Annotated in this window: 12 protein-coding genes and 1 pseudogene; 8 read left to right on the forward strand and 5 right to left on the reverse strand. The window is 34.7% G+C overall.

The window, feature by feature from the left end:
- Positions 1-6: 6 nt before the first annotated feature.
- Positions 7-825, reverse strand: coding sequence for a Cof-type HAD-IIB family hydrolase (locus BAU28_RS12865; RefSeq protein WP_071718751.1), 819 nt, complete (start codon positions 823-825; stop codon positions 7-9).
- A gap of 165 nt (positions 826-990) precedes the next feature.
- On the opposite strand from BAU28_RS12865, the gene glcT reads away from it, so the two are divergent.
- From glcT to ptsP, 4 genes are all read left to right on the forward strand, one after another.
- On the forward strand, positions 991-1839 hold the full coding sequence (gene glcT, locus BAU28_RS12870) for a glucose PTS transporter transcription antiterminator GlcT (protein ID WP_071718752.1): 849 nt from the start codon (positions 991-993) through the stop codon (positions 1837-1839).
- Between the two features lie 339 nt (positions 1840-2178).
- Entirely contained in the window at positions 2179-4242 is a 2064-nt protein-coding gene (gene ptsG, locus BAU28_RS12875) for a PTS glucose transporter subunit IIABC (RefSeq protein ID WP_025150161.1), read from the forward strand.
- 135 nt (positions 4243-4377) lie between these two features.
- A complete protein-coding gene (gene ptsH / locus BAU28_RS12880; protein ID WP_000411079.1) occupies positions 4378-4641 on the forward strand; it encodes a phosphocarrier protein HPr in 264 nt (87 codons plus the stop codon).
- A complete protein-coding gene (ptsP, locus tag BAU28_RS12885) occupies positions 4641-6353 on the forward strand; it encodes a phosphoenolpyruvate--protein phosphotransferase (RefSeq protein ID WP_071718753.1) in 1713 nt (570 codons plus the stop codon). Before ptsH ends, ptsP begins: the two co-directional genes overlap by 1 nt.
- A gap of 96 nt (positions 6354-6449) precedes the next feature.
- Here ptsP and BAU28_RS12890 read toward each other — a convergent pair.
- From BAU28_RS12890 to BAU28_RS12900, 3 genes and pseudogenes are all read right to left on the reverse strand, one after another.
- Positions 6450-6798 (reverse strand): annotated as a pseudogene (locus BAU28_RS12890) (DUF3915 family protein).
- A 196-nt stretch (positions 6799-6994) separates the two neighbouring features.
- Complete coding sequence (locus tag BAU28_RS12895; protein WP_071718754.1) at positions 6995-7213, reverse strand: hypothetical protein; 219 nt, start codon at positions 7211-7213, stop codon at positions 6995-6997.
- A 238-nt stretch (positions 7214-7451) separates the two neighbouring features.
- Positions 7452-8069, reverse strand: coding sequence for a nitroreductase family protein (locus tag BAU28_RS12900; RefSeq protein WP_071718755.1), 618 nt, complete (start codon positions 8067-8069; stop codon positions 7452-7454).
- Between the two features lie 329 nt (positions 8070-8398).
- On the opposite strand from BAU28_RS12900, the gene BAU28_RS12905 reads away from it, so the two are divergent.
- From BAU28_RS12905 to BAU28_RS12920, 4 genes are all read left to right on the forward strand, one after another.
- The gene (locus BAU28_RS12905) at positions 8399-9691 is read left to right on the forward strand and encodes a GGDEF domain-containing protein (RefSeq protein ID WP_071718756.1); all 1293 of its coding nucleotides are present in this window, start codon (positions 8399-8401) and stop codon (positions 9689-9691) included.
- A 91-nt stretch (positions 9692-9782) separates the two neighbouring features.
- Positions 9783-10913 carry a serine hydrolase gene (locus BAU28_RS12910; protein ID WP_071718757.1) on the forward strand — a complete coding sequence of 377 codons (1131 nt, stop codon included), beginning with the start codon at positions 9783-9785 and terminating at the stop codon, positions 10911-10913.
- Positions 10914-10917: 4 nt separating this feature from the next.
- On the forward strand, positions 10918-11796 hold the full coding sequence (locus tag BAU28_RS12915) for an NAD(P)-dependent oxidoreductase (RefSeq protein WP_071718758.1): 879 nt from the start codon (positions 10918-10920) through the stop codon (positions 11794-11796).
- Between the two features lie 5 nt (positions 11797-11801).
- Positions 11802-12134, forward strand: a complete 333-nt coding sequence (locus BAU28_RS12920) for a DUF3909 family protein (RefSeq protein ID WP_048374081.1) — start codon at positions 11802-11804, stop codon at positions 12132-12134.
- A gap of 60 nt (positions 12135-12194) precedes the next feature.
- Here BAU28_RS12920 and BAU28_RS12925 read toward each other — a convergent pair whose 3' ends face one another.
- A complete protein-coding gene (locus tag BAU28_RS12925) occupies positions 12195-12470 on the reverse strand; it encodes a hypothetical protein (RefSeq protein WP_002173276.1) in 276 nt (91 codons plus the stop codon).
- Positions 12471-12770 lie beyond the last annotated feature (300 nt).

Raw genomic sequence — 12770 nt, forward strand, 5'->3', positions numbered from 1 at the left:
TCATCCTTATAAGGATCGAGTCGTATTTTTATTTTCTTCTTTATTATGAGCAAGCACTTGGTTAACTGCATCTTTAACAGCATCGACTACATAGTGAGCATGTTCTTTTACCGCGTCATCAGCCTGAGACATAGCAAAACTATGAGGAGTTAGAGTAAACATAGGGATATCATTGTAAGAATCTCCGATGCAAGCAACCTCTTCGGGTTGTATTTGAAACTCTTGTAATAAAATGGAGATAGCGGAGCCTTTACTAATATTAGGTGGCATTACATCTAAGCACTGTTCAGCTGAAATGAAAGTACTAACTTTCCCCTGAAATTTTTCATCAATTTTTTTTTGAAGAACTTGTAAGCTTTCCTTAGTTCCACCAACAGAAATTTTATTTGGAAAAATTGTATCGTCTATTTTCTGTAACAAATGTGGTTCTTCAACGGAAGTCATCGTTACTTGTTTTTCAAGTTCATGAATAAAAGGTGTCTTTTCTTCAATGTAGTAATTATGCTCATCACTTACATAACGGAAATAAGGGTCTTCGTTCGTCATCGCTAACAAGTCAGGTAGAATACTGGAATCGAATGTTGCAGATAATAGTTGCTTATTTGCATGAGTATATACGAAAACACCATTCACACTAATACGATGAAAATTTGTATTTACAGCTTTCATTAAGTCTGCGATTTCATTATCAAGTCGTCCGGAAGCGAAACAAAGAATAACATTTTGCTCAGCTAGACTACGAAGTGCTGCAATATCTTGTTCGTCAATTAGACCTCCGTGTTGCATCATTGTACCGTCAATATCACTTACAAACATTTTAATCATGTTGCTATCTCCTTTCTATGTACAGTTGCTCTTACATTATACGCATCATATACAAACATGTCTAAAAAATGAATTTTTATCAAATGGTAGATGTTTTACATTGACGACAAAGAAGAATGTTCTGTAACATAACAGTAGGCTATTTAAGTACGAGGGTGGTGTTATATGAGTAATTATCTAGAAATTAAAAAAGTTTTAAATAATAATGTCATCATTGCTAGCCATCCTGAACACGAGGAAGTAGTAGTGATCGGTAAAGGAATTGGATTTGGAAAAAAGGCTGAAGATGTGTTGGAGCAAGAACAAATTGAGAAAATGTTTGTTTTAAAAAATGAACGTGATCGAGAACAATACAAACTTTTAGTGCCACATGTGAGTGAAAAGCTAATTGAATTGATGAATGATATTATGTTATACATTCAAGAAAAAGCAGAGTCTCCATTAAATGAACATATTCATATCGCTTTAACAGATCATATTTCTTTTGCAATTAAAAGGCTGAAACAAGGACTTGCAATAGATAATCCTTTTTTGGTTGAAACGAAAATGCTATATCCAGAGGAATATAAAATTGCCGAAGGAGTTGTACACCTGTTAAACTCTCGTTTGCAAATTACATTGCCAGAAGGGGAAGTTGGCTTTATCGCACTTCATATATACAGCTCGCTTACAAACTCTGATTTATCTTCTGTTAATCAAAATTCCCGTCTTATTGCACAACTTGTGTCTTTAATTGAAACAAACCTACAAATTACATTAGACCAAGAAAGCATTCATTACTTACGCCTTATTCGTCATTTACAATATGCTATTGAACGGGTAAAAAAAGGCGAAAAAGTAGAAGAGGCACAAAGTTTTGCTGATTTATTAAAATTGGAATATCCAGTCTGTTACAATTTGGCGTGGAAGCTAGTCAAAGTAATGCAGAAAGAATTGCAACTACCTGTATATGAAGCGGAAAGTATTTATTTAACGATGCATTTACAACGGTTAGTGAAAGCAGAGCATGTGTAAAAAGACATATATTTTTGTCTAAAATGAAAACGTTAAAAAAAATGATTGAATCGCTTACAATAGTTATGTATAATAACTATTGCAAAGTTGTACAAAATTCGACAAACACATTAAGGTGAGTAACGAAAACGTTTGCCTTAATTATAGTGAACTTATACGTAATCCTATTTTTGACACGTGTTACTGATTCGATCAGGCATGAGTGGAGAAAAGTAAGGAATGTAAGCTAGAGAAAGGGATATACTACCCTTTGTATAGCTATCGTTCTATCTTTTTTTCCTCATGCCTTTTTGGCGTTTGTCGAAAAGTATCAATATAGATAAGAGAGGAAGGGTTTCCATGTTTAAGAATATCTTTGGTGTTCTTCAAAAAGTCGGAAAAGCGCTTATGCTTCCAGTAGCGATTTTACCGGCTGCAGGTATTTTGCTTGGATTTGGTAATGCATTTCAAAATCCACAGTTAACAAATGTTATTCCTGCTTTAAAAGCAGATTGGTTCGTAATGGTTGCGAAAATTATGGAACAATCTGGTGATATTATTTTCGCTAACCTTGCGTTATTATTCGCAGTTGGGGTAGCAATTGGTTTAGCTGGTGGAGACGGAGTAGCTGGTTTAGCAGCATTCGTCGGCTACTTAATTATGAACAAAACGATGAGTGTGTTCTTAGAAGTAGATAAGTTAGTGAAAGTAACAAGCACTGGAACAGATCCAGTGAAAATTGGATTTGCAGATCCTGCATATGCAAACGTATTAGGAATTCCAACACTACAAACCGGAGTATTTGGTGGTATTATCGTCGGGATAGTAGCGGCATATTGCTACAATAAATACTTCAACATTGAATTACCATCATACTTAGGTTTCTTTGCAGGTAAGCGTTTCGTACCGATCGCGACTGCAACATTCTCTTTAGTAGTAGGTATTATCATGTGCTTCGTGTGGCCATACATTCAAGGTGGCTTAAATACGTTCTCGCATCAAATGATTGATGCAAATAGAACGTTAGCAGCATTTATTTTTGGTTTAATTGAACGTTCACTAATTCCATTTGGATTACATCACATTTTCTATTCACCGTTCTGGTTCGAATTTGGTCAGTACACAAATGCGGCTGGCGAATTAATCCGTGGTGACCAAAAAATCTTTATGGCACAGTTAAAAGACGGCGTAGAATTAACAGCAGGTACATTTACAACTGGTAAGTATCCGTTCATGATGTTCGGTCTTCCAGCAGCAGCTTTAGCGATGTACCATGAAGCACGTCCTGAAAATAAAACATTAGCAGCTGGTATTTTAGGTTCTGCTGCATTAACATCTTTCTTAACAGGTATTACAGAACCACTTGAATTTTCATTCTTATTCGTAGCACCAGTATTATTCGGGATTCACGCTGTATTTGCTGGTCTATCATTTATGACAATGCAAATTTTAGGTGTTAAAATTGGTATGACATTCTCTGGTGGTTTAATTGACTTTATTTTATTCGGTGTACTACCAGGCCGTACAGCATGGTGGTGGGTAATTGTTGTTGGTCTTGTACTAGCAGTTATTTACTACTTCGGATTCCGTTTTGCAATTCGCAAATGGGATTTAAAAACACCTGGTCGTGAAGTAGCAAATGCTAATGACGGTGCAGGAAAAGCAGAAGCAGGTGAACTTCCTCGTGAAGTATTAGTAGCACTTGGTGGTAAAGAAAATATCGCTTCTTTAGATGCTTGTATTACTCGTTTACGTGTTCAAGTTAACGAACAAAAAAATGTAAACAAAGACCGCTTAAAAGAACTTGGAGCAGCTGGTGTACTTGAAGTTGGAAATAACATTCAAGCTATTTTCGGACCGAAATCTGACACATTAAAATCACAAATTCATGATATTATGTCAGGTCGTACACCTCATGTTGAAAAAGAAGAGCCTGTAAAGGTAGAAGAAACTCCTCAAAAAGTTGATGAAAATGAAACAATCGTATCACCAATTGAAGGAAAAATCTTACCGATTACAGAAGTACCTGACCAAGTATTCTCAGGGAAAATGATGGGAGACGGATTTGCAATTGAGCCGACTGAAGGAACAGTAGTTTCTCCAGTAAACGGTGAGATTGTCAATGTATTCCCTACAAAACATGCGATTGGTATTCAGTCTGAAGGCGGAAAAGAAATATTAATCCACTTTGGTATTGATACTGTAAAATTAAATGGTGAAGGCTTTGAAGCACTTGTAGCACAAGGTGATAAAGTGAAACAAGGACAACCATTATTAAAAGTAGATCTTGCATTCGTAAAAGAAAATGCACCATCTATCATTACACCAATTGTCTTTACGAATTTACAACAAGGACAACAAGTCGAATTGAAAAAAGATGGAAATGTTAAGAAGGGCGACAACGCTATTATTGACATTCAGTAGGAATTTGACGCAAAATGTTTATAATTATAATAGGCGATGTGGTTGACCGAACATCGCCTATTATATACAATAGATGATGTAGTACTCACGTCTATACAACTAAAAAAATTCGTAATTTAAAGGAGATAAATTATCATGGAAAAAATCTTTAAAGTAACTAGCGACTCAGGAATTCATGCACGTCCAGCAACTCTACTTGTAAACACTGCAAGCAAATTCGGTTCTGACATAAACTTAGAGTATAACGGAAAAAACGTTAACTTAAAATCAATCATGGGCGTTATGTCTTTAGGTATTCAACAAGGCGCAGAAATTAAGATCACTGCAAATGGTGATGATGCAGCTCAAGCACTAGCAGCTATCGAAGAAACTATGAAAAACGAAGGATTAGGAGAATAATGACTCTTAATATCCAAGGGATCGCTGCATCAAGTGGGATTGCTATTGCAAAGGCTTTCAGACTTGAGAATCCTGAATTTAACATTGAAAAGAAATCAATTACAAACGAAGCTGCTGAAATTGCACGCTTAGACGCTGCGCTTGAGAAAGCAAAATCTGAACTAGAAGCTATTAAGGACCACGCTTTTGCTGAGCTAGGTGCTGATAAAGCTGCTATCTTTGAAGCACATTTATTAGTATTAAATGATCCGGAATTAGTAAATCCAGTAAAAGATAAAGTAAATAGCGAAAAAGTAAATGCTGAATTTGCAATGGATGAAGTTGCATCAATGTTTATTTCTATGTTTGAAAACATGGATAACGAATATATGAAAGAACGCGCTGCGGATATTCGCGACGTAACAAAACGTGTTCTTGCACATTTATTAGGAATTAACTTCTCAAACCCTGGTACAATTTCTGAAGAAGTAATCATCATTGCTGAAGATTTAACACCATCTGATACAGCTCAGTTAAACCGTAAGTATGCAAAAGGGTTCACAACTGATATCGGTGGACGTACATCTCACTCTGCAATTATGGCTCGTTCTATGGAAATTCCAGCTGTTGTTGGTACGAAAGTTGTTATGGAGAAAATCCAAAACGACGATATCGTAATCATCGACGGTTTAGATGGAGAAGTAATTGTAAATCCATCAGAAGAAACTCTTCGTTCGTTTGAAGAAAAGAAAGCGAAATTTGAAGAGCAAAAAGCTGAATGGGCAAAATTAAAAGACCAAGCTACTGTAACAAGCGATGGACATCACGTTGAGCTTGTTGCTAATATCGGTACACCAAATGACGTACAAGGCATTATCGATAATGGCGGAGAAGGCGTTGGTTTATACCGTACAGAATTCTTATACATGGGCCGTGACAATCTTCCAACAGAAGAAGAGCAGTTCGAAGCGTATAAAGCAGTTCTTGAAGGTGTAAAAGAAGGTCAACCTGTTGTTGTTCGTACACTTGACATCGGTGGAGATAAAGAGCTTCCATACTTACATTTACCAAAAGAAATGAACCCATTCTTAGGATACCGTGCAATTCGCTTATGTCTTGATGAGCAAGATGTGTTCCGTACACAACTTCGTGCATTACTTCGTGCTAGCGTATACGGTAACTTAAAAATTATGTTCCCAATGATTGCAACTCTTGATGAGTTCCGTCAAGCAAAAGCGATCTTATTAGAAGAGAAAGCAAAACTTGTAGAAGCGGGTACAACTGTTTCTGATTCTATTGAAGTTGGTATGATGGTTGAAATCCCAGCTTCAGCAGTATTAGCAGATCAATTCGCAAAAGAAGTTGATTTCTTCTCTATCGGAACAAATGATTTAATCCAATACACAATGGCTGCAGACCGTATGAACGAACAAGTAGCTTACTTATACCAACCATATAACCCATCAATTTTACGTCTTGTAAAAATGGTTATCGATGCTGCTCATAAAGAAGGCAAATGGGCTGGTATGTGTGGTGAGATGGCGGGAGATTCACTTGCTATCCCATTATTATTAGGTTTAGGTTTAGATGAGTTCAGTATGAGTGCAACATCTATTCTTCCTGCAAGAACACAACTAAGCAAGTTGTCAAAAGCAGAAATGGAAACTTTAGCAGAAAAAGCATTAACAATGTCAACTGCTGAAGAAGTTGTTGAACTAGTTAAAAGCATATAATAATAATAAAACCTGAGTCGATTTGAAATCGGTCTCAGGTTTTTTCTATGAGAAAAGTAAATCTTATTTTGTTACTATAGAGGATAAGGAACAGAATTAGATAGCGATTGCGATAATATCAGTTGGGCATACACGTAAAATGCCAGTAAAAGTATTTTGGTTTTGATTGTTCTTATCGTCTTTATTGTTATCTTTGTTGTTATCAGCTAAAGCAGAGAAAAGAGCAACACCGTTACAGAATCCTTCAAAAATTACATTGCGGAATGATTGGTGGCCTCTAATGCTTAAAAGAGAAATTTCTGTTCCAACTGAAATGCTAGCAAGTACGTTACATACAGCAGGTCGTTGTGGTCTAACTTCTTCTCTCTCTTTCTCGGTGGTTGCACTCTCTTTCATGATGATGACATTCTCTAAAGTTATCACAGCATCCAAATGATCCAAACATAATCCTCATCACCCCCTTCACATTTATAATCTATGTAAGTTCGGTAGTTCGTGACTGGACAGAGAGTGGAATTTTTTCTAGGGGATTTTCTCATTTTAAACGACTAGATGGGTGTTTATTACGGGATGATGTTTAAAATGGGTAAAATAGCATAAAAAAGTGTAAAGACCACCAAAATGAATGAAATAGGTAATCTTTACACTTTTTTACTTTTATATAAAACGATGATATATACGGGAAGAGCTAAAAGTAGTGGTATGATAGATCGTGAGGTATGTAATCCTTCCTCTAATTGGAACGCTTCTTCTTTTGGGAATTGTAACACTGAAATATTTGCAGCATCGCCAATAAAATATAGAAGCAGTACAGTTACGATGTAACTTAAAAGCGCAATAAAGCTTCCGTATGAATTCAATGAAAATCCCTCTCTTGTTATCTATTTGTTACCATTGTATCATAATTGTAACAAAATAACACGCCTATATTTCAACAATCTAACAAACTTCGACATAAAACGTCATATATTTTTATATATAGGAAATGAATTTTATGATTTTACATGTATTAATGTCGAAATATCTGATTTGATATTACGAATATATGACAAAGAAAAGCAATAAAAAACGAAGGTAATTCATTACCTTCGTTTTTTATTACTTCGCCCATTCACTTACTTGCTCGACGCTCATGCGTGGTGCAGGGTGCCCCTTTAAAGTTGATTCACCAATTGTAATAAGCATAATTGGTACGTAACGAGATGAAACATTGAATTCTTCCATTAATGCTTGTGAGTTGAAACCACCAATTGCGCAAGTATCCCAGCCAGTTGCTTTAGCTGCAAGCATAAGTTGCATTGCTGCTAAAGCTGCATTTGAAAAGGCAGCATCTCGCGGATATTGCTCACGATTATATGCAGATTCAATATTTGTAGCTAAGCGCTCTTTTGCTTCTTTTTTCATAAATCCTTGTTCTACAATTGGGCCGTAAACGGGTTCAATATTTTTATAAGCTTCTAAATCACCTAAAATAGCGACTACGGCAGAAGCATCAAGAATTTGTTGTTGGTTATAAGCAATTGGATGTAATCGTTTTTGTACATCTTCTCCTTGGAAAACAAGGAATTTCCAGTGTTGTAAGTTCCAAGCAGAAGGTGCTTGTGCAGCTGCTTTTAAAATATCGTGTAGTTCTGTAGATGAAATTTCTTTTTCAGGGTTGAATGCACGTGTAGATGTGCGTTCATATAAAACGTTAAAAAAATCATTGTTTGTCATTATATATCCTCCAAATTACATATCAACTTAATAAAAATACATATAATATATTCTACTTACATTTTGTAAGTTATCGAATTTAAGGATATAATATCTTTATTTTAATTGTCAAGTTTTAAACAATAAGGTAGGGCATTCATACAAACGATACACTTCATATAATCATACACTAAAAAAGGAATTTCCAGAGTAGATAAGCGCAGATAACATTCTCAATTAGCTTGTTAATATGTATCCCTCACTAATCGGATTTTTTTGGAACAATCCTTTATAAAATGATTGTGAGGAATTCAGTAGAACAAGATATATGAAGTGAGTGAAGACTAGTGATGAACATACTACGTTTTTTATTAGAGAATACTGTTTTCCAAAATGTATTACAAGATCTTCAGTTGAATGTCCTTTATATAGAAGATGGATGTACACATCAACAAACGATAGAAAATGTCCATCCAAAATGTATGTTTATAGCAAATAGTTTTGAAGAAGGAGAAATATTATTTCATAGAACTAGACCGCATATTGTAATTCTGTATGTAACAGATTTTGCTCAAATAAAATATATAAAGAATATATATGATCCGAAGAGTGCATTCATTGTCATTTGGGATCAACAGATAAACAATGAATTTGCAGATTTACTTATGTTAGGAATACGTAATATTGTTATAGCACCAGTAACCCCACAAGTGGTACTTGAGGAAGTAAATAAGAGTTTGTATCAGCTTTCTTTAGTACGACAAGTAAGTTTACAACAAGAATTACTTCAAATGATGTTTGATTTTCAAAATGATTTATTATTTATAGTAGAAGATGATGAAATTGTTGATTGTAATACAAATTTCTTGGAATTTTTCGGTTATGAAAATTTATTTGCATATCGCGAACAGCATTTAGTCTTTGCAGAACATCTTATTAGAGAGAATGGCTATTATTCGACGACCCACGATATAACATGGCTGGATGATACTTTAACAAATGGAAGAAGAATTAAGATGTACAATTATGAAGGAGAAGTGTCTACCTTTTTATTACGTGCCACACCATTACCAGAAGATTTATCACGATTTGTAGTGAAGTGCACAGAGATTACAGAATTAGATGAAATCTATCAAGAACAAGAAAGATTGGCTATGATAGATTCGTTGACAGAAATATATAATCGTTTAAAATTCCAACAAATATTGGAGACAGAGTGGGACAATGTAATACGTAAGGATGAAAAAATTGCACTTATTTTGTTTGATATAGATAATTTTAAAACAGTAAATGACACATATGGTCATGATTTTGGCGATTTAGCATTAATACAACTTGCAGATCTTATGAAATCTAAAGTTGAACATCAACATATATTTGCAAGATGGGGAGGAGAGGAATTCATAATATTAGTGACAAATACGGTAGAAAAAGAAGCTTTTCAAGTTGCGGAATCATTGCGATTTTTCATTGAAACAAAGCAATTCTCTGGAATTTCGAAATTAACAGCAAGTTTTGGTGTTGCGTTATATGAGCAAGGGATTACAAGAGAAGAATTAATGCAAAGGGCGGATATTGCATTATATGAAGCGAAAAAAAATGGAAAAAATCAAGTGTGTGTATATAGAAAAGAAAAAATGTGATTTTTCGCAACAAATTGTTGCGATTTTTTTTTATTGCCGGATAATAGAATGAGGGGGACTATTTGTAATGAAGTAATTACGGAGGAAATATATGTTTAAAAAAATAATGATTATGGTTTCACTATCTGCTGTTGTTTGCGGAGGAATATACTACTTTCTCTCTAGTCCAAAGGAACAAACAGTATTAACATCTAAAGTAACTCCTGCTATCGAGTCAGAAGTAAAGGATAATATAGAAAAAAAGGAAGAACAACAAATTGATTATGCCAGTATATCTCAACAGTTAGATCAATATTTAGTAGGAAAGCAATTTAATGGGACCGTTTTGGTGACAGATAAAGAGCATGTTATATTGAATAAAGGATATGGATATGCTGACGTTCAAAATAAAATAGAAAATACACCTCAAACAAAATATCGTATCGGTTCTATTACGAAAACAGTTGTTGCTACATCCATTTTACAGTTACAAGAACAAGGGAAGTTAAATATTCAGGACAATGTAAATAAATACATTCCTTCATTTCCAGCAGATAAAAATATTACTTTATATCATTTATTAACGCATACATCAGGTTTACCGGAAAACGGAAAAGGAAAAGTTAATGTAGCTTCACGTATACATTTAATAAATTGGATTGGAAGTCAGACATTAGCGTTTCCACCAGGAACAGGCTGGAAGTATACGGATTATAATTATATGGTACTTGCTTATATTATTGAAAATGTAACGAAAAAGCCTTTAGGAGATTATATAAAAGAAAACATATTTACAAAAGCAGAGATGCATGAATCAGGTATGGGAGATATGGTACTTGGAGACAAAAATTTTACAAAGGGTTATGTGAAAAAAGATCAAGCACTTGTCCCAGCGCAGAAATTAGGGATGGATTGGTTATATGGCTGTGGTGAGATGTATACGACAGTGGGGGATATGAAAAAATTAGACGAAGCGATTATAAATGGCAAGCTTCTTTCAGAACAAAGTATACAAGCGATGTTTACACCATCTGCAGAGAGAAAATATGCATTTAGTTTTTACATATATCCAGATTATTTCCATAATCATGGTGTACTATCTGGTTGGAATACGTTTAACAATTTTAATAAAGAAAAAGGAACGTTTGTTATTTTATTTTCAAATGTGAAAAATAGTATGGATGATGATTTTAATAAGGAATTTCGAAAGATGGTAAATGATTTATTAGAACAAAGGGGATGAGAAGATGGAATATAAAAATGTATCAGTAGGTTTCATTGGTATTGGTGTGATGGGAAAAAGCATGGTTCACCATTTAATGCAAAGTGGTTATAAAGTATATGTATATAATAGAACGAAGGAAAAAGCGGATTCTTTAGTACAAGAGGGTGCGACTTGGTGTGATACACCGAAAGCGTTAGTAAAGCAAGTTGACGTTGTTATGACGATGGTTGGATATCCTCACGATGTAGAAGAAGTATACTTTGGGATAGATGGAATTTTAGAACATGCAAATGAAGGTACGATAGCGATTGACTTTACGACATCTACACCAACATTAGCAAAACGTATTAATGAAGTTGCAAAAAATAAGAACGTATTTACATTAGATGCACCTGTATCTGGGGGAGATGTAGGGGCGAAAGAAGCAAGACTAGCAATTATGGTAGGTGGAGAGAAAGAAATATATGATAGATGCTTACCTCTATTTGAAAAACTAGGAACAAATATTCAGTTGCAAGGACCAGCTGGGAGTGGGCAGCATACAAAAATGTGTAATCAAATTGCAATTGCTTCTAACATGATAGGGGTATGTGAAGCAGTAGCTTATGCAAAAAAAGCTGGACTTAATGCAGATAAAGTATTAGAGAGTATTTCAACAGGGGCAGCAGGTAGTTGGTCATTAAGTAATTTAGCACCGCGAATGTTAAAGGGAGATTTTGAACCTGGTTTTTATGTAAAGCATTTTATGAAAGATATGAAGATTGCTTTAGATGAGGCTGAAAAATTACAATTACCAGTACCGGGTTTAAGCTTAGCAAAGGAATTGTATGAAGAGTTAATGGAAGATGGAGAAGAGAATAGCGGAACACAAGTATTATACAAAAAGTATACAAGGGGGTAAATGAGATGGATCTTCAAAAGTTTGATACGATGATTGATGCTGTGCAGCGAGCAACTTGTGTACAGATTAATGGCAAGCAAAAAGAGGCTTTTAAACAAAAATATGATTTTGAACCAAATTTCGAATATGGGCGAGATGAACAAGGGCATTATGTTATTCGAACTTCAAAAAAGATGTTAGAAGAAATGGAGTTTTATTTGGCATTGAAGTATGATCGGGATGGAATTGATCTTTACATGCACGCTGAAATTGAAGGTACATGTCATGTATCTGTTAGCTATAGTGAAGAGGCACTACATCTACAAGAATTGTTTCAATTTCTAGAAGAGAATAAATAAAAAGTCCTCATTTGAGGACTTTTTATTTATATAGGCAGGTAAAATATTCAAGTTGTATAATTATAAGCTGGAAGCACGACGGCATCGTTCGATTGGGAATGGAATAACTTGTGCAATGTGATTAGGACCAAACTGTTTTGTGCGAGCATGACGTAATATATAAAATGCGCACAGAATAGAAACAGGAATAGCACCGTACAAACCAAAAAATAAAGCGCTTACACAAGATGCGACAAAACCTAAAACCCCAACTTCTAACTCTTCCATAATAGCTCCTAAAATGACAGGAATAGCTCCGCATGAAACTCCTAGTATAAGTGCGATAAGTAAACTCATGATTATCCCCCTCTGTTTGCAAGATTCTTTTCCTTCTTATTAGTTGTAGTATATCATATATAAAACAGAATTTTCAGAAAAAATTCAAAAAAAGTTCAATGAATGTTCAAAAAGTGTTGAGAAATGCACTTGATAAAGTGGAATTATGATCAGGGGATTTGATATATGCAAACGAAAGGGACAAATCCTTTTAGTAAATAAAAAATCAGGCTTACTTCATTTTTATGAAATAAGCCTGTTCCATAGGAGGATGTATATATGTAGAGTGAATAAAAGGTTGGAAAAGGGGGTCCAAATCCT

It is taken from the genome of Bacillus paramycoides, assembly GCF_001884235.1.
GTDB lineage: Bacteria > Bacillota > Bacilli > Bacillales > Bacillaceae_G > Bacillus_A > Bacillus_A paramycoides.

Excerpts from the sequence above, each read along its gene's own strand:
- BAU28_RS12865 (WP_071718751.1), bottom strand. The coding sequence starts at position 825 with ATGATTAAAATGTTTGTAAGTGATATTGACGGTACAATGATGCAACAC.
- glcT (WP_071718752.1), top strand. The coding sequence starts at position 991 with ATGAGTAATTATCTAGAAATTAAAAAAGTTTTAAATAATAATGTCATC.
- ptsG (WP_025150161.1), top strand. The coding sequence starts at position 2,179 with ATGTTTAAGAATATCTTTGGTGTTCTTCAAAAAGTCGGAAAAGCGCTT.
- ptsH (WP_000411079.1), top strand. The coding sequence starts at position 4,378 with ATGGAAAAAATCTTTAAAGTAACTAGCGACTCAGGAATTCATGCACGT.
- ptsP (WP_071718753.1), top strand. The coding sequence starts at position 4,641 with ATGACTCTTAATATCCAAGGGATCGCTGCATCAAGTGGGATTGCTATT.
- BAU28_RS12900 (WP_071718755.1), bottom strand. The coding sequence starts at position 8,069 with ATGACAAACAATGATTTTTTTAACGTTTTATATGAACGCACATCTACA.
- BAU28_RS12905 (WP_071718756.1), top strand. The coding sequence starts at position 8,399 with ATGAACATACTACGTTTTTTATTAGAGAATACTGTTTTCCAAAATGTA.
- BAU28_RS12910 (WP_071718757.1), top strand. The coding sequence starts at position 9,783 with ATGTTTAAAAAAATAATGATTATGGTTTCACTATCTGCTGTTGTTTGC.
- BAU28_RS12915 (WP_071718758.1), top strand. The coding sequence starts at position 10,918 with ATGGAATATAAAAATGTATCAGTAGGTTTCATTGGTATTGGTGTGATG.
- BAU28_RS12920 (WP_048374081.1), top strand. The coding sequence starts at position 11,802 with ATGGATCTTCAAAAGTTTGATACGATGATTGATGCTGTGCAGCGAGCA.
- BAU28_RS12925 (WP_002173276.1), bottom strand. The coding sequence starts at position 12,470 with ATGAGTTTACTTATCGCACTTATACTAGGAGTTTCATGCGGAGCTATT.